This is a genomic window from Pseudoalteromonas sp. A757, assembly GCF_004103285.1.
GTDB lineage: Bacteria > Pseudomonadota > Gammaproteobacteria > Enterobacterales > Alteromonadaceae > Pseudoalteromonas > Pseudoalteromonas galatheae.
On the sequence record NZ_QNQN01000049.1, the window covers coordinates 1 to 17,841 of the forward strand.

A 17,841-nucleotide genomic window follows, 5' to 3' on the forward strand; every position below is an offset into this window, starting at 1 on the left:
AGTGGCGTCCCCTAGGGGATTCGAACCCCTGTTACCGCCGTGAAAGGGCGGTGTCCTAGGCCTCTAGACGAAGGGGACACAATAATAAACAACTTCGCACTCGAGGCGTTGCCATTTGAATTATGTACTAGGACATATGCACTAACGATAAATTGGTGGAGCTAGACGGGATCGAACCGTCGACCTCTTGCATGCCATGCAAGCGCTCTCCCAGCTGAGCTATAGCCCCATAATAGTCAGACCTGAACTGCTAGCCTGTATCGCTGAGTGCGGGGCGCATTCTATGCAGGAGCAAAAATAAAGTCAACAACTTTTATGAAAGTTTTTTCTAACTGATTCATTTTAAATCAAGAAGCGTAGAATATAACCAAACGCCTCCCGTTTGCAAGCCTAACACCTTGAATTGGATTATTTATTACACAATTTAAAACGCATAGTTATCGCACCTCAGCCTTTTTGTTTTAAATCCAATTAGGTCAGAGTGATTTATGGCTCTTTTCTTTTTCTGCATGTTATCCAATCCCGCGTTATAGCATGCAAAGCTCAGCAACTTATTTTCCCCAAAATAAGGTGGCTTTTGGATCAAACATACAAGACCACTCTCTCCCTTCTATAATGAAGAACTTAAAGCGTTGAGCATAAAAACATCACACAGTATAGTTTTTTAAAGTTAAGTGTTGACTCTTTTCAAACTAAACCTATAATACCGCCCCACAACGGCAGACGTTGTAATACAAGTTGGGTTGTTAGCTCAGTTGGGAGAGCATCGCCCTTACAAGGCGAGGGTCACTGGTTCAAGTCCAGTACAACCCACCACTTTATTTTCTAGATAGAGTGGCCTATGCCTAAACAAGGCTAAGATCTCAGATTCAAATCCAGTATAAGAAACCACTTCACTTTCAGTACAATCGTTATTACTTTTTACATACTCAAAAACCACATCAAACTGAATAAACTTAAACCTGCCATAAAGTCCATAGAAACAACCTCGTTTTTCTCATTTATTAACTAATTAGTTACTCTTCTCAGCCTCCCAAATTTTTGTTATACCCTTAACTATTTTGCCGCTAACCTCAGTAAATAGTTGGAATAAGCTAAATAGACTAACCTACTAAAAATGAGTTAATTTTTGTTTTCAAAACTACACCTAAGTACTAGACTAGAAGCAAAGCCATTGCCTAAAAATTGTTTCTATGTCAGCTCCATCTATTCAAAATGCCAAAATGTTAATCGTTGAAGATCAACCATTAGCATTGAGCTATATGAAACAATCTTTAGAACAGTTAGATTTCAGAAATTTAAAATTTGCAGAGAGTGCAGACAGTGCAAAAGAGCTTTGTACCATCAATAAGTTTGATCTCATCGTATGCTCTTTTGGTTTAGCAAAAAAGCAAAATGGCTATCAATTTTATGAAGAATTACGCTCCAAACAGTTAATTCGCTCAAGTACCGCTTTTATTTTTATTTCTTCTGAAACTAGCCCCGAGTTAGTCCATAGTATTATCGAACTCCAGCCCGATGACTTTTTAGTTAAGCCCTTTTCAATAAAAGAACTACAAAACCGTATAGAACGAGTTTTAAAGCGTAAACAGGCATTAAGACACATAAACTTGCTTGTAGACGATAAAAACTACTCAAAGGCCTTAAAAGCGCTAGATTTAGAACTAGATAACAAAGATCATAACTACACTTCCCTACTTCTAAAGCTAAAAGGAGAACTTCTACTCAGGCTCAATCAATTAGAGGAAGCAAAGTCTTTTTACAAATCGGTTTTGGCTCTGCAAAAGTTTACCTGGGCAAAGCTAGGCTTGGTCGAGGCGCTCATTACCAACAATGAAGATGTTATCGCTCAAAAGATGTTGAAAACTTTAATAGAGCGACCGGAAACTCGTCTTCCCGCGCTCGATTTATTGAGCAAACTCGAAATAAAGCTTAACCAATATGAGAATGCCCAACAATTGTTAGAGCAAGCAATTGAAATGGCGCCCAGAAATATAAATAGACAACAGTCACTTGGTCGAGTTGCGCAAATCAATCACGACTATGAGGCCAGCTATAAAGCACATAAAGATATAGCAAGTTTCGCGCGTTACTCGATCCATGACAAACCAGAGGTATATTTGAATGCAGCACGCGCTGGGATAGACTTTGCTCTGAGTACCGATCAATCAGACCAAGTCACTCGTCTCACAAGGCAAACGCAACAATACTTGAGTGATTTAAAACAGCAATTTCCAAATGCACAAACCCAAGCGCAAATCGATGTACTCAACGCCCGTGTCCATTATCTAAAAGATGAGCATAAAAAAGCGAAACAACTGCTCGAACAATTAGAAGATGAGCCCGTTATTCGCTCGGTAGATTCCACTTTAGACAAAGCAAAAGCACTACATGAAGTGGGATTAAACCACAAGGCTCAAGAGCTGTTTAGCCAAGTAATTGCACACTGTGAGCGCCACAACTCAAGCGCAGATCCCGTCACAATGCACTATCTATATCAGCAACAGCAAGAGAAAAAAGAGATCACCATGGGTCCTAGAGAGCTAAATAACCATGCGGTTACTCAGTTTAACAAAGGTCATTATGAAACCGCTTTAGAGGCATTCACTCAAGCGTTTAGAATTATGCCTAAAAACTCAGGGATAGCACTGAATTTGCTACAATGTATGAGTGATAGTTGCGCTAAGTCAGGGAGTACTTTTAATTCCAATTTAGCAAAGCGGTGTACTACCTTGCTAAATCAGTCTGAGTTGGACAGTGAACAGCAGATCCGCTTCGGTAAACTCAAAGCGAAACTAAGTGAAATGAAACTCGACTTTGAGTAATCGATTATTTTATCGCAATTGGGCTATTTCTTTTCCATTGCAAGAGCATTAACGCAATAACGCAGTCCACTTGGCTCAGGGCCATCAGGGAATACGTGACCTAAGTGGCTATCACACACGTTACAAGTGATTTCAACGCGCGTCATTCCATGGCTCTTATCGCTATGATAAGCCACCGCTTCCACTGCTGCAGGCTGTGTAAACGAGGGCCAACCAGAGCCACTATCAAACTTTTCTTCAGCATCAAATAACAACTCGCCACAGCATACGCAGTAGTATTTACCAGGTTCAAAAAGCTGACAACTTTGTGAACTAAACGGTCGCTCAGTCCCCTTTTTCCTAGTGATTATATAAGCTTCTGGAGCAAGTTCTGATTGCCATTGCTGGTCCGACTTTTCAACTCTGCGAGGAGCAACAGGATTACCATTTCTGGCAAAGTTTAGTATATCTAACCACTTTAACATCTCAATTCTCTCTCTTGTTTACTTCTGTCTTTTGCTCTTCAACAGGAAGTGGCCAATCACCAAAAAAGCAACTTAGATAGCGGCTTTTAATTAAATATAAAAGTACCCAACTCACCAACACAATTTGTACGGCAATATAAGGAGAAAAACTATAATGGGTTTTCCCAGCTTGCAGGATCAACCACGCTAAATCGAGTACCGCTGTTAATATAAGTGGCAAACGCATATAACGCCAGACGGCAGCGAGCTTTGGAGAGCTTGTTGGCCGCCTAAGAGAAAACACAACGGTTGGTATGAGCGCGATACAAGCGATCCCTGTCGCGACAAAAAAGTGAAACTTAGACTCAAAGAATAGTGACATCAAATCCAAGTCTGGGCGTCTTGCAAGCGCAGAAAACACCCAAATAAGTAGCGGGCGGAGCAACACGACCAGCGCTAAATTAAAAGCGATTGGCGTACGATAAACGCCATATTTATCCCAGTATTCAGGGCCGTATCGTGTTACTGATTTCATTTTACTACTCGTATTTGTTTAACAGTGCGATCAGCGCCTCTTCATCAAACACCTCAACACCTAACTCCTGTGCCTTAGTGAGCTTAGAGCCTGCTTTTTCGCCGGCATAAACCGCATCTGTATTTTTCGACACGCTACCTGCGACCTTAGCGCCAAGTGCTTGCAACCTCGCTTTAGCATCGTTGCGGTTCAGTTGGCTCAAGGTTCCAGTCAACACATAAGTTAGCCCAGCTAAAGGTTGTGCATCCTCTGACGGTGCAGCCACATCTTGCCAAGTTACACCCACTTCAATCAATGCAGTTACCACTTCTTGATTGTGCTGCTCGGCAAAAAAGCTATGAATATGCTGCGCAACAACAACACCAACATCACTTACTTGCTGTAGAGTATCAATGGAGGCGGCCATCACTTTTTCAAGCGTCAGGAAGTGATTTGCCAAGTTTTGTGCTGTCGCTTCCCCAACTTCTCTTATTCCAAGCGAATACAAAAATTTAGCTAACGTTGTTTGCTTTGCTTCTTCAAGCGCCGCAACCAAGTTTTTAGCAGACTTAGGCCCCATACGTTCAAGAGACTCAAAATGACCCTGCTTTAGAATAAACAGATCGGCAGGGGTTTTGATAAGCCCTCGCTCAACTAACTGCTCAACTATTTTGTCGCCAAGACCATCTATGTCGAGGGCCTTTCTCGATGCAAAGTGCTTAATTGCTTCTTTACGTTGTGCACGGCACACTAAACCGCCAGTACAACGCGCAACCGCTTCTCCTTCAACGCGTTCAACATGAGAATCACACACCGGGCAGGTATCTGGAAACTCAATCTCTTTGGCTTCATCTGGGCGCCTATCTAACACGACCTGAGTTACCTGAGGGATCACATCCCCAGCTCGGCGTACAATAACGGTATCACCAATCTTTACACCTAAACGCGCAATTTCATCACCATTATGAAGCGTGGCATTCGATACCGTAACACCACCAACAAAAACAGGCTCTAAACGTGCAACGGGCGTGATAGCCCCAGTACGGCCGACCTGAAACTCAACATCAAGCAGCTGAGTGATCTCTTCTTGTGCAGGGAACTTAAATGCAATCGCCCAGCGCGGCGCGCGAGCAACAAAACCAAGCTGCTCTTGCTGCGCTTTATCATTCACTTTGATCACAACGCCGTCAATTTCATAGGGAAGCTCAGCACGGCGCGTCATGATATCTTGATAATAAGCCAAAGCTTGCTGCGCATTATCGACAAGCTTTGTCTCAGGGCTCATTGGCAAGCCCCAACCTTGTAATTGCTGTAGCTGCGCATAATGTTCGTTGGCCAGCTCACCGCCTTCAACCAAGCCCATAGAATAAGCATAAAACATCAACGGACGCTTAGCGGTAATTTTCGAGTCTAATTGGCGCAGACTTCCCGCTGCCGCATTTCTTGGGTTTGCAAAGGTCTTATCACCTTTCGCTTGTGCCGTTTCATTTAGCTTAATGAAACCCGCAGTATCCATAAAGACTTCACCACGCACTTCTACTTCATGCGGAATATGTTCTCCACGTAGTTTCAGCGGAATATTGCGAATGGTTTTGACATTCTCAGTGATGTTTTCCCCAACTTGACCGTCTCCCCTTGTCGCCGCTTGAACCAGTACACCATCGCGATACAAAATAGATACGGCCAAGCCATCTAACTTTGGTTCACAGCAAAAAGTAACATCTTTACTTGTCAGTAGGCGCTCTTTTAAACGGCGATTAAATGCCGTAAATTCACTCTCGTCGAAGGCATTATCAAGCGACAACATAGGTACTCTGTGTGTTACTTGCTCAAACTTGCTAAGCGCTTCACCACCCACTTTCTGCGATGGGGAATCAGGACTTTGTAACTCAGGATGCTGCTGCTCAAGCGTCATCAACTGGCGCATCACACGATCATATTCCGCATCAGGCACACTTGGGTTATCTAAAACATAATATTGGTAATTGTAATCTTCGAGTTGCTGCCTAAGGGCTGCAACTTGGCTTTCAATGTTGTCTGACATTTAAACCTCTAAACGTAAAAAGCCACCAGCAAATGCCAGTGGCTTAAAAATGACTCTAAGTAGCGATTAAGCGGCGAATTCACGCACTTTTTCAACATAACCACGCACGGCTTCAACCGTTAACGGTTCGCGGTCTTTATCAAGTACAGTTGCGCCAAACTCTTCAGCTAGTTTTTTCGATGCACTGTGAAGCATATTAAATGCAGCCAAGTTATCGCCTTCACAAGGTAAGGTCATAAATAGGCTAATGCCAGCGGTGCTAAATTGCTCCATGTTATCGATATCAAACGTACCTGGGTTGTACATGTTTACCAATCTAAATAACACAGGACCGTTTCCAGACGGCTCTAAATGGCGATTAAAGAAGCCCTCATCAGAATATTTAAATCCAAGGCTTAACACGGCAGGCAATAGCCTTGAACCAGCCATTTTCAGGCCTTCAGGCATGTCAACATGAAGAATAATAAAGTCTTGTGGCTCTATTGCTTTCTTTTCAGGCTCAGCCTCTTCAGATCCACTGCTCTCGGTTTGCACCTCAGTTTCAGGCTCTTCCGTCGCTATAATGCCCTCAGTCGCAGGCTCATCATCCACCGCACTAAAGGTCATCTCTCCAATTTCAGGTTCGTCAGGCTCTTTATCGTGATTCGGCGTTTGCTCTTTGAGTTCATTGGGCTCCTTTTTTGAAGCTTTATCGCTGTTCTTCTTACGAACAGACCAAAGTCCATGTATGAGTAACCCGCCTATGACCAACGCACTGATCACGATTAATGCCCATCTTAACTCTGTGGCCATTGCTCACCTTTTTTGTTGTTATGCCTGTGCCATTTGCACCGCTTGTTCTATATCTACGGCAACCATGCGCGATACCCCGGGTTCTGCCATGGTTACCCCCGTCAGTCTACCCGCCATTTCCATAGCGACCTTATTATGACTGATATAAATAAATTGCACTGTTTGCGACATTTCTTCAACCAAACGACAAAATCGTCCTACGTTTGCGTCATCAAGCGGTGCATCTACTTCATCCAGCATACAGAATGGGGCTGGATTAAGCCTGAATATTGAGAACACCAATGATAATGCGGTCAGCGCTTTTTCTCCACCACTTAACAGATGAATTGTCGAGTTTTTCTTACCAGGCGGCCTTGCCATGATAGAAACACCACTTTCAAGCAGGTCATCGCTAGTCAATTCCAGGTACGCATTTCCCCCGCCAAACACTTTAGGAAATAACTCGGCTAAATCTTCATTCACTTGATTAAAGGTGGCACTGAAGCGGGTTTTGGTCTCTTTATCAATTTTTCTGATCACCGCTTCTAACGTTTCTAACGCATTAGTGAGATCGTCCAGCTGTGTATCTAAATAGGTTTTGCGCGCCTTCGCTTCTTCAAACTCTTCAATTGCGGCTAAGTTCACAGCCCCTAACTTACCAAGATCATTACTCACTCGACTCAAATTAGCTTGATACTGACCCAAGTTTGCATCCTCAGGTAATTGTGCCAGCTCCGCTTTTAGTGTCCGACCAAGCTCCTGTAAGGGTTCAAGTGCCGCTTGTGCTTTAATCATCAAGCTTTGCTCTTCAAGTTTCACTTGTTGCAAAGACTCATTGAGTTTACTCACTTCGCCTTGTGCATCTTTTAATGCCGCTTGTTTTTGGGAGAGGTTTTCCTTAGCTTGGTTGAGCGTATCCAACATCGTTTGCTTTTGCGCTTTGGCTTCTAGATGTTGGACGAGCAATAATTCTATGTCTTTATGCGCCTCCGCGAGCGGCTCTTCACAAAGCAAAATATCTGCTTGCGTTTGCTCGATGCGCTGGTTTATTTCATCGCGACGATGTTGCAAGTGTTCCAACTTAGAATTGCTGAGCTGTAGTTCACTTTCTGCCTGCTGCGATGCAAGTTTTGTAGTATGAACTAATTGCTGCGCGTCTTGTAATGCGGCGCGCCGAGATTGACTATGTTGTTTAAACTCGGCCAACTTAGCCTCGGCCAGTTGTTGTTTTTGTTGTACTTTCGCTAGCAACTCATCACGTTGTAATTGCTGTTCAGTATCAAGTTCAAGTTGTTCAATGACCTCGCTTCGTTCTTGAGCAATGGCATCAAGCTGTTCTTGAATTTTTTGTCCTTGCTCACGCCAAGCGCTCAGATTCTCATCCAGCATTTCAATTTTGGTTTTATGGCTGGCGATTGCTTGTGCTTTTTCGTGAACGCATTGCTGTGTTTCTAATAAGTCAGCTTGTGTGTCTTCAAGGGCAATACGCTTTTGTGCTACAACCTGCTCAGCCTCTTCGGCGAGTTGTTGCAAATGAGGAAGCTGAGTATGGCATGACTGCAATTGGGCATAGCGTTTTAATGCGCCACTCTCTTCATTGCTTTTCGCCTTGGCCTTAAAGTTATCCCCCACAATAATGCCACTGACCGTCACGCCGAGAAGGAATTGTTCACACGATTGAAAGTCTGTAGATTCAGCACATAATTTTATTTTAGTTAAAAAGCTGGGGAACAGTCCTGAGCTTATTTTTGTCGCGACGGAATCAACGGGAACTTCGAGTTCAATGGGCCATAGCGTATTCATTTCGCTTTGCTCAACGACTAAATGCGTCAACCCAAGCAGTGCCGCTTCCACGCATTCTTCATACCCTGACTCAACAACAAGTTGCGATAACATAGTCGCAGCAGAAGCCTCCGACGCTTCATCTGCCCAGCGTGATAACGCTTTTATTTCAGATTGCACTTCTTGTAGCGCCTGAAGCGCTTTTTGAGCATGAGTCTGCGCCTGTAAGATTTCTTCTTTATTGGTTTGCTCTTGGCCTTGCAACTTACCAGCTTGGCTTTGTAATTTGGCCATCGCTTGAACTAGCTGATGATGTGCATCCTGAGCTTCAATCAAGTCACTTTCCAACATAGATGCGTGATGCGTATCAGCCTGTTCCAGCAGCTCAGCCTGACGCTTATCTACGTGCAGTTTAGCTTGCTGTTGTTGCGCTAATTGGCTTGCCCCTTGCTGTACCTGAGCATGTATTTGTTGGTACTGCTTCTGTGCGCCACTATACTGCGCTTCTAACTGAGCCAGCTCTGTGTCACTTTGCTCATTTGTGAGTTGAATTTCTTCCAGTTGCAATAGCGCAATTTCAAGTCGTTCAGAAACTTCAGCGACTTTTTCTGCGCTGCTCGCCACATACTCGGCTTGCTCGTCTTGCGCCTCAATTACTTCTTGCTGTTGTGATTTCAGTATTTGAGACTGCTCAATTAGCAGACGCTTTTTATCTGTTAGATTGACTTTCTGTTGCTCAAGCGTTGCCAACTGGGTTTCAATTCGGTGCACGCTATGTTGTGCTTGCTCATAGCCATCATTGAAATGCTTAATTTCATGTTCTAGCGTTGCCAAAATGCTGTCATGGCCACTGTGAGCTTCATTAAAAAATGCTAATTTCTCATTGAGTTTGGCAATTTCTTTGGCTTTGATTGCCTGCTTTTGCTCAAGGCTTTGCCATTTTAAAATTGCTATCCACGACTTTAGGTCTCGCTCTTGCGACTTTAAAGACTTATATTCGCTCGCCTGTTGTGCTTGAAGTGCCAGTTTATCTAGCTGACTCTGTAGCTCTTGCCTAACATCGAGCAAACGCTCCATGTTTTCGCGGGTACTCTTGATGCGAGTTTGGGTTTCTCGTCGACGCTCTTTATATTTTGAAATTCCGGCGGCTTCTTCTAAAAAAACTCTTAACTCTTGCGGCTTACTTTCAATCAAGCGCGAGATCATTCCTTGCTCAATGATTGCGTAACTGCGAGGACCTAGGCCAGTACCTAAAAAGATATCTGTGATATCGCGCTTACGGCACTTACTACCATTTAAAAAATAAAGAGATTGGCCATCGCGCGTTACTAAGCGCTTAATGGCAATTTGATTACGATCTGCAAACGTGCCGGGCAACCGGCCTTGAGTATTATCAAAAATCAGTTCTACAGAAGCTTGCGAGATAGGTTTACGTTTGGTTGAACCATTAAAAATAACGTCTGTCATGGCATCGCCACGGAGGTTTTTCGCAGAGCTTTCTCCCAGCACCCAGCGAACCGCATCAATAACATTAGACTTACCACAGCCGTTTGGCCCAACCACACATGTCATCTGGTCAGGAAACGGGATCTTGGTTGGCTCTACGAAAGATTTAAAGCCGGCCAGTTTGATGCTACTCAGTCGCATAGCTTATTATTGTTGTTCGCGGTTACTTTTGAGAATAAGACAATTCATTAGTAAGATCTATGCGTTAGCAATGACAGCGTTTAATATTATCCAGAATGATCCCAGTAGCCATCGCCACATTTAATGACTCAGCACCACCAAACGCAGGAATAGTCACCTTTTTATTGATGTGAGCCGCTATGGTATCGCTAATACCATGAGACTCGCTGCCCATTACCAACACGGCATTACGACTAAATTGACACTGATGCACACTTTCACCACCAAGGAATGCACCATAGCACTCGCCTTGATATTGCTTTAAAAAGGCCTCAAGATCGGTTCTCACCACATTAACACGCACAAATGAGCCCATGGTGGCACTGATCACTTTAGGGTTAAATTGATCGGCGCAGTTTTCGCTCACCACAAGCTGCGTCAATCCATACCAATCAGCAAGACGAATAATGGTACCGAGATTACCTGGGTCTGAGACTCCATCTAATGCTAACACTAACCCAGCAGTATTAATTTCTTCTGCCGGCGGCATTGCAACGACCGCTATCGCTGCATTATTTGACACTAAAGTGCTCACCTTACTCAGCACTTCCTCTTCTGCTTCGACACAGGCAATATTAACGAGTTTGGATTTATACTTTGTCATGAACTCATTGGTCGCGAACAGCTGTTCAACGGCCAACCCAGCATCAACTAACTCAATCACATTCTTCTCGCCTTGTACCAAATACAGGCCATGTTGTTTGCGATATTTTTTTTGCCCTAAAGCACGAAGTAGTTTTTGTTGATTCTTGGAGATCATGTGCACCTCAAAAGTTGGATTTATCATTATACCTGTTCAGTATCAGATAAAAAGCGTTTCCACGAGGCATTAAGCTAAGAAATTATGTTATCTTGTGCCGAATGACACACAAGGCATAGAGGTAATCATGTCACCTGAGCTAACGCTTATTTTACTCAATTTTATTCTCCTTTTTGTGGCCTACGTATTCGTTTACCCAAAGTTAAAAGAGAAAAGCCTCGCCAGTATCAGCAAACAAGATTTATTGGTTACTGCGGTTTCTTTAGTCGTGTCTGGAAGTTTGTACTATGGCAAGGGTATCGAATTTTCGTTAGTGTTTTTTGAGAGTAACTGGGTGGTGTTTACGATTGTCGCATTTAGCGTGATTGAAATCCCATTTCTACTGTGGTTTAAGCGTCGCTATAACATGAAGTTTGGAGAGTAATAGAGAGGTAACTACGCCTCTCTATTCGCTTATCACTCAGCTCGCTTTTCGCGACCGAGTAACGCCATTGCGGCTTCTTTCACATCTTTTTGCTCATAAAGCACTTGATAGATCTGCTCAGTGATAGGCATTTCAATACCAGTGCGTTTGGCAAGTAGATAAACTTCTTTGGTATTACGATAGCCTTCAACCACTTGACCAATACTCGACATCGCCTCATCGACCGACTTTCCCGAGCCAAGCGCAAGACCAAAGCGGCGATTACGCGACTGGTTATCCGTACAAGTGAGAATCAGATCACCAAGCCCTGCCATACCCATAAAGGTTTCAGAGCGCGCGCCTAACGCACACCCTAAACGACAAAGTTCAGCAAGTCCTCGAGTAATAAGCGCCGTTCTGGCATTCGCACCAAAACCAAAGCCGTCAGACATGCCCGCGCCAATTGCGATAACGTTTTTAACTGCGCCACCAAGCTGAATACCAATAAAGTCTTCATTGCTATAGACCCGAAACGAGCGGCCGCAATGTAACAGCTCAGCGAGCTCTTCACGAAACTTTGCACAAACCGAAGACACAGAAATAGCAGTGGGTAATCCCGCGGCCATTTCTTTTGCAAAAGTAGGTCCACTTAGCACCGCCAGCGGTACATTGTCACCCAACACATCCAGCGCAACTTCTTGCAATAGTCGCCCAGTATTTGGTTCAAGCCCCTTAGTTGCCCAAGCTACTTTTGCATTCTCAAGTAGCATAGGTTTAATCTTCTTCAAAGTGTCTGCGAACGCATGACTTGGCACAACCACCAAAATACGCTCGCTAGACTTAACAGCCGTTTCTAAATCGGCCTCAAGTTCAAGCGTGTTTGGAAACTGGATGTCAGGAAGATAACGTTGGTTTTTGCGCTCAGCTGCTAGCGCCTCAACGTGTTCGCTATTGCGTCCCCACAGTGTCACTTGATGACCATTTCGGGCGAAACAAATAGCAAGGGCGGTGCCATAAGACCCCGCCCCTAATACAGTTACAGCTGATTTTGCTGTACTCATCAATTATGCGTCAGCAGTTTGCTCAGGCTGTGCTTGAGCCGCACGTTGCTGCATATACTGAGCGAATAATGCGTCAAAGTTAACTGGCGCAAGGTTTAACTGCGGGAAAGTACCACGGTTAACTAGACTAGCTACCGCTTCACGCGCATAAGGGAATAGGATGTTAGGGCAGAATGCGCCTAGCATGTGTGCCATTTGCATTTCTTCAAGATCTGCAATGGCAAAGATACCAGCTTGTTGGATTTCACATAGGAATGCAGTTTCTTCACCAATCGTTGCCGTTACTGTTAGTGCTAGAACAACCTCAAATACGTTTTCATCAAGCTTTGCTGAACGCGTGTCCATGTCTAGCTTAACTTCTGGTGTCCACTCTTTCTGGAAGATACCTGGTGAGTTTGGCGTTTCAAACGATACATCTTTAGTGTAGATACGTTGAATGTTGAACTGAGCGCCTTCTTGTTGTTGTTCTGCTGCTTGGTTTTGTTCTGCCATGATAATTTCCTAAATTCTGTTGTGATCCTGCTAAATTCTTAGCAGTCATTATAAAAAGTAAGCTGAGCTAAAGCTCAATCAATCTTATGCTTGTAATAGCTTATCGAGTTCGCCTTGCGCTTCAAGCGCCATCATATCGTCGCAACCACCAATATGGCGCTCAGCGATAAAGATTTGTGGAACGGTATAGCTACCGTTGGCTTTTTCGATCATCTCGTCACGAAGCTCAGGCTGTGCGCCAATATCATACTCTGTGTATGTGACACCTTTTGCATCTAATAATGCTTTTGCGCGATGACAAAATGGACAATAGTCTTTGGTATAAATTACGACTTGGCTCATCATAGACCTCAGTTATTTTCCGTTAGAGATTGGTAAACCCGCACTTTGCCATGCGCCAATACCACCTGATAATACGAACACTTGCCCGAATCCAGCTTTGTGCATGTTATCAGCAACAGCAGATGCCGTCATACCTGTGTTACAGACCAATATAATGGGCTTAGATTTATGTTTTTCAAGACCAGCAAAATCTTTTTGCTTGAGTTTTTCCGCACTCACCTGCTCAGAACCTGCAATGTGACCTTGGTTAAACTCTTTTGCTGCACGCATATCGAGTACCTGACCATCTTGGCGGTTAACTAGCATGGTTAGCTGCTGAGGATTAATTTGTCTAATTTTCGAAAACTTACTCTTAAACCAACTACTCACTAACATCGCGGCTAACACAACCCAAATGATGCTAAGTACCGGATGGTTACCTAAAAACGCAACGTATTGTTCCATTAATTTATCAACCAAAAATTATTAAACGATAAAGTGGCAGCAAGTATACCTGCTTTATTCTCGACAAAACAGACTTGTTCAACATGAGCAAATATCAATCTCAAAGTTGATAATTCATCACTGTGGGGCTGAATATTCATACAAAAAAAGGTATTCTACTTGTCAGCAACCAGAGCAAACTTATAGTGACGCTGCAAAGCTCGGCATTGTAGCGCTTGTTATAAGATTTCAACATCGTGCCTAATTCAGGATTTCAGGAGCGCAAATGACAGCTAAGAAAAAGCCATTGGTATTAATGATTTTAGACGGTTGGGGCTATCGCGAAGAAAGCGAGAGCAATGCTATTTTAGCAGCCAATACCCCAGTATTAGATGAACTATGGCGCTCTGCTCCGCACACCTTGATTTCAGGTTCAGGTCTTGATGTTGGTCTGCCTGATGGGCAAATGGGGAATTCCGAAGTTGGCCACGTTAACCTCGGCGCGGGGCGTGTGGTTTATCAAGACTTCACGCGGATCACTAAAGCGATTGATGATGGTGAGTTTGAGCACAACCCAGCTCTGGTTGAGAACATAGACAAAGCAGTAGCAAAAGGTAAAGCCGTTCACCTGATGGGATTATTGAGCCCAGGTGGCGTTCACAGTCATGAAGACCACATAGTTGCGGCAATTAAATTAGCAGCTGAGCGCGGTGCAACCGTTTATTTGCACGCATTTTTGGATGGCCGCGATACACCACCTCGCAGCGCACAGGCGTCAATTGAAAAAATGGAAGCTTTGATGCAGTCACTCAATTGTGGCCGACTAGCGTCTATTATTGGTCGCTACTATGCTATGGACCGTGACAATCGTTGGGACCGCGTCGAGTCTGCATACAACCTGATGGTAAGTGGCGACGCTGATTTTACTTATAGTAATGGCGTTGAAGCGCTACAAGCAGCTTACGCGCGTGATGAAAACGATGAGTTTGTTAAAGCATCGGTGATCACCGAAGAAGGGCAACCAGCCGCTACTATCAATGATGGCGATACGGTTATCTTTATGAACTTCCGTGCAGACCGAGCGCGCCAAATGACCCGCGCTTTTGTTGATGCTGACTTTAACGGCTTCGAAAAACGTAAAGCACCGGACCTAAGTGCGTTTGTTATGATGACTGAGTACGCTGCCGACATCAAAGCCCCTATCGCTTTTGCGCCTGAAGCATTGGTTAACGTGCTAGGTGAATGGCTAGCTAAGCACAACAAAACTCAGCTGCGTATTTCAGAAACGGAAAAATATGCTCATGTCACTTTCTTCTTTAGCGGCGGTCGCGAAGATCTCTTTGAAGGTGAAAAACGTGAACTCATTCCTTCTCCACAGGTTGCCACTTACGACTTACAGCCAGAGATGAACTCAGAAATGCTAACTGATAAGTTAGTTGAAGCCATTCATAGCGGTGAATTTGACGTGATTATCTGTAACTACCCAAATGGTGACATGGTTGGGCACTCTGGTGTATTCGAAGCTGCTGTAAAAGCATGTGAAGCCGTTGATAAGTGTATCGGTCGTGTTGTTGCTGCGCTAAAAGAAAGCGGTGGCGAAGCTCTTATTACCGCTGATCACGGCAATGCAGAGCAAATGCTTAACCCTAAAACAGGTCAAGCTCATACCGCTCACACCAGCGAGCCTGTACCATTTATTTATGTAGGTCGTGATGCAGAGCCACAAGCAGGAAAAGCACTAAGCGATGTTGCACCAACAATGCTGCATTTACTCGGTATGGAGCAGCCTAGCGAGATGACTGGCACTCCAATTATGCGTTTAAAATAACGGCCTGCCTGTATGCCGTTAAAAACGACATTTCACTATGCTGCACTTTTCGGTGCAGCGTTACTCATGGCAACAGCGCCCGCTGTTGCCAACGAATCTAGAACCAAACAAGACTTAAACGAAGTCCAGCAACAGCTTAAAGCTAGCCAACAAGCATTAGAAAAGCAGCGCGGTGAAATTAATCGTCACGAAGCGAAGCTCAAAGCCTTTGAACTTGATATTGCCAAAAGTGCCAAAGCAATCGCACTCACAGAAGTAGGGATCAAAGAAAACCAAACTGAGCAGGCTGAACTTAAAAAGCAAGAAAGCACGCTGCTAAACGACAAGAAAAAATTTGAAAAGATCCTCGCGGCTCAGCTAAAAAGTGCCTACATGACAGGCTCTCATGATTATTCCAGAATGTTACTTAATCAAGAGCATGCCACAAAGCTAGAGCGCACCATTGCCTATTATGATTACCTAAATAAAGCACGGATTAAACAGCTCGAACAACTGAAATCTATCGGCAAAGAATTGGCGCAGACTCAAGCAGAGTTAGCACGAACACAAGCACGCTTAGAAGCGCTACAAAACCATCAGAACGAACGCTTGGAAGCGCTCAAAAAGGCGCAGCAAGAACGTCAAAACCAGCTTGCAAACCTAAATAACAAACTCAGTGAAACACGCTCTGCTATCGCATATTTAAAAGAAAATGAGCAAACCTTAATCCAAACCTTAGAAGAGCTTGCCAAGGCCCAGAGAGAAGCCGAAGTACGCTTAGATGGGTTAGCCAAACTCAAAGGCAAAATGAGTTTACCGACCAGAGGCCGAATTAAGCATAAATTCGGCCAAAGCAAGCATGCTGGAATGAATTGGAAGGGTGTTCTCATTGGTGCAAAAGAAGGTGCTGAAATTGCGAGTGTCGCTCCCGGTCAAGTCGTATATGCAGATTGGTTAAACGGCTTTGGCTGGGTTATTGTGCTCGACCATGGTCATGGTTTTATGAGCCTATATGGCCACGCACAAACGCTGCTTCGCGATGTTGGCGATCAAGTTCGCAGTGGTGAAGTGATCGCTTTGGTAGGACAAAGCGGCGGACAAAGAGATTCTGGTCTATACTTTGAGATACGGCATAAGGGAAGCGCTGTAGATCCGATAAAATGGTGCAGATCCAGTTAACTGAATAACCCGTGCTGCGCCTTGATGAGGAGCAGCACATGAATAGACAAACCCGGTTTTACGCGCTTGCAGCGCGCTATGTTGCATTATTAAGCTTCCTGCTTTTGTTAAGTTTTAGCGCTTTTAGTCACGCGTCGACACAAAAGTTTTCAGCTCAAGAAATCGATGAAATCCTGTATCATATTCACACCTATTACGTTGAAGACTTGCCTCTGAGCCGTTATAACGCAGGCAACCTGTCGAGCCTTTTTGATAATTTAGATCCCTACTCTAAATACCTCAACGAGGAAGACTTGGAATCCATCTTCAGTGCAGCAAATGGACGCTACACGGGGCTTGGTATCGAAGTCGAGGAACAAGATAATTACGTGATTATTTTAGATACTCTGCCCAATTCACCTGCGGATCAAGCCGGAATAGAGAGCGGTGATAAACTCCATGCAATCAATGGGGCTAATGTCGTGGGTAAGTCGATAGAAGAAGTATCTGCCCTACTCAAAGCTGCAAATAAAAATCTCATCAATTTAGTGGTATTAAGACAAGACGAGCTGGTTGCACTTGAGCTTAAACGTCAAGAGATAGTCATCGAAAGTGTCGCTAGTAAACTCTTAAATGACGGTACCGGTTTTTTAAGCGTCAACAGCTTTAATCACCACACCTATCATGATGTAGCAAGACAAATAAACCGACTACAAGTACAGTTAGGCAGTCCATTAAAAAAGCTGGTTATTGATTTACGTGACAATCCGGGTGGCACACTTAATAGTGCAGTGGCAATCTCAGATCTTTTTTTAGATAGTGGCACAATCGTCACAACCAAAGGTCGCTTCTATGACGCCAATCAGGCGTACATTGCAAAGCGAGGAGATATTTTAAATGGTGCGCCTATTTTGGTATTAATCAATAATCGTTCCGCTTCAGCGGCCGAGATCTTAGCCGCCGCACTTAAAGATAATAAACGTGCCTTAGTCGTTGGCTTACGCTCTTATGGTAAAGGCTCAGTTCAATCCTTGATCCCGATTGGCAATGGTACTACTGCATTAAAGTTAACGACAGCGAGATACTACACACCAGCAGGTACATCAATTGAAGGTAAAGGTATAGAGCCCGATGTATATTTTACCAAACAAGCGCTTTCCCTGCTCGATAAAAGCGCTATAATCACTGGTGAAGAATCAATCAAAACAACCGGTATTGAACAGCTAGCATCGCATTGGCCTAAGGCGCTGGCGTTAGTTCAATCACAGTAAATAAAAAGCGGTCCTGTAGGGCTGTAAACTATAATAATAATTTGTGTGCTAAAAAAAAT

Annotated in this window: 15 protein-coding genes and 3 tRNA genes; 6 read left to right on the forward strand and 12 right to left on the reverse strand. The window is 44.0% G+C overall.

The window, feature by feature from the left end; all coding sequences use genetic code 11:
* Positions 1–2: 2 nt before the first annotated feature.
* Both DRB05_RS01155 and DRB05_RS01160 read right to left on the reverse strand, forming a co-directional pair.
* A tRNA-Glu gene (locus DRB05_RS01155) sits at positions 3–78 on the reverse strand.
* 75 nt (positions 79–153) lie between these two features.
* Positions 154–229 (reverse strand) — tRNA-Ala (locus DRB05_RS01160).
* 511 nt (positions 230–740) lie between these two features.
* On the opposite strand from DRB05_RS01160, the gene DRB05_RS01165 reads away from it, so the two are divergent.
* Together DRB05_RS01165 and DRB05_RS01170 are read left to right on the forward strand one after the other, a co-directional pair.
* Positions 741–816, forward strand: a tRNA-Val gene (locus DRB05_RS01165).
* Positions 817–1,193: 377 nt separating this feature from the next.
* Positions 1,194–2,825, forward strand: coding sequence for a response regulator (locus DRB05_RS01170; RefSeq protein ID WP_128725309.1), 1,632 nt, complete (start codon positions 1,194–1,196; stop codon positions 2,823–2,825).
* Positions 2,826–2,848: 23 nt separating this feature from the next.
* Here DRB05_RS01170 and msrB read toward each other — a convergent pair whose 3' ends face one another.
* From msrB to DRB05_RS01200, 6 genes are all read right to left on the reverse strand, one after another.
* Positions 2,849–3,289 carry a peptide-methionine (R)-S-oxide reductase MsrB gene (gene msrB, locus DRB05_RS01175; protein ID WP_128725310.1) on the reverse strand — a complete coding sequence of 147 codons (441 nt, stop codon included), beginning with the start codon at positions 3,287–3,289 and terminating at the stop codon, positions 2,849–2,851.
* A gap of 1 nt (position 3,290) precedes the next feature.
* Entirely contained in the window at positions 3,291–3,803 is a 513-nt protein-coding gene (locus tag DRB05_RS01180) for a DUF2919 domain-containing protein (protein ID WP_045990300.1), read from the reverse strand.
* Between the two features lie 4 nt (positions 3,804–3,807).
* Positions 3,808–5,826 (reverse strand): NAD-dependent DNA ligase LigA, encoded by a 2,019-nt coding sequence (gene ligA, locus DRB05_RS01185; protein ID WP_128725311.1) that lies wholly within the window; start codon positions 5,824–5,826, stop codon positions 3,808–3,810.
* Between the two features lie 66 nt (positions 5,827–5,892).
* A complete protein-coding gene (gene zipA, locus DRB05_RS01190) occupies positions 5,893–6,618 on the reverse strand; it encodes a cell division protein ZipA (protein ID WP_128725312.1) in 726 nt (241 codons plus the stop codon).
* Between the two features lie 18 nt (positions 6,619–6,636).
* On the reverse strand, positions 6,637–10,026 hold the full coding sequence (locus tag DRB05_RS01195) for an AAA family ATPase (protein ID WP_128725313.1): 3,390 nt from the start codon (positions 10,024–10,026) through the stop codon (positions 6,637–6,639).
* Between the two features lie 64 nt (positions 10,027–10,090).
* Complete coding sequence (locus DRB05_RS01200) at positions 10,091–10,825, reverse strand: RNA methyltransferase (protein WP_193554549.1); 735 nt, start codon at positions 10,823–10,825, stop codon at positions 10,091–10,093.
* Between the two features lie 127 nt (positions 10,826–10,952).
* Here DRB05_RS01200 and DRB05_RS01205 point away from each other — a divergent pair, with 127 nt between their 5' ends.
* Positions 10,953–11,249: a hypothetical protein gene (locus DRB05_RS01205; protein WP_128725315.1), complete on the forward strand. Its 297-nt coding sequence runs from the start codon at positions 10,953–10,955 to the stop codon at positions 11,247–11,249.
* A gap of 32 nt (positions 11,250–11,281) precedes the next feature.
* Here the strand turns inward: DRB05_RS01205 and gpsA are convergent, their stop codons facing one another.
* The 4 genes from gpsA to DRB05_RS01225 form a co-directional block, all read right to left on the reverse strand.
* Complete coding sequence (gene gpsA / locus DRB05_RS01210) at positions 11,282–12,289, reverse strand: NAD(P)H-dependent glycerol-3-phosphate dehydrogenase (RefSeq protein WP_128725316.1); 1,008 nt, start codon at positions 12,287–12,289, stop codon at positions 11,282–11,284.
* Positions 12,290–12,292: 3 nt separating this feature from the next.
* Entirely contained in the window at positions 12,293–12,781 is a 489-nt protein-coding gene (gene secB / locus DRB05_RS01215) for a protein-export chaperone SecB (protein WP_128725317.1), read from the reverse strand.
* Between the two features lie 84 nt (positions 12,782–12,865).
* Positions 12,866–13,123, reverse strand: a complete 258-nt coding sequence (gene grxC / locus DRB05_RS01220; RefSeq protein ID WP_128725343.1) for a glutaredoxin 3 — start codon at positions 13,121–13,123, stop codon at positions 12,866–12,868.
* Between the two features lie 12 nt (positions 13,124–13,135).
* Positions 13,136–13,567 (reverse strand): rhodanese-like domain-containing protein, encoded by a 432-nt coding sequence (locus DRB05_RS01225; protein ID WP_128725318.1) that lies wholly within the window; start codon positions 13,565–13,567, stop codon positions 13,136–13,138.
* A 265-nt stretch (positions 13,568–13,832) separates the two neighbouring features.
* On the opposite strand from DRB05_RS01225, the gene gpmM reads away from it, so the two are divergent.
* From gpmM to DRB05_RS01240, 3 genes are read left to right on the forward strand one after another with little or no spacing between them, the layout of a single operon-like run.
* Positions 13,833–15,374: a 2,3-bisphosphoglycerate-independent phosphoglycerate mutase gene (gene gpmM / locus DRB05_RS01230; RefSeq protein ID WP_128725319.1), complete on the forward strand. Its 1,542-nt coding sequence runs from the start codon at positions 13,833–13,835 to the stop codon at positions 15,372–15,374.
* 12 nt (positions 15,375–15,386) lie between these two features.
* Positions 15,387–16,532: a peptidoglycan DD-metalloendopeptidase family protein gene (locus DRB05_RS01235; protein ID WP_128725320.1), complete on the forward strand. Its 1,146-nt coding sequence runs from the start codon at positions 15,387–15,389 to the stop codon at positions 16,530–16,532.
* A 38-nt stretch (positions 16,533–16,570) separates the two neighbouring features.
* On the forward strand, positions 16,571–17,782 hold the full coding sequence (locus DRB05_RS01240; protein ID WP_128725321.1) for a S41 family peptidase: 1,212 nt from the start codon (positions 16,571–16,573) through the stop codon (positions 17,780–17,782).
* Positions 17,783–17,841: the final 59 nt, after the last annotated feature.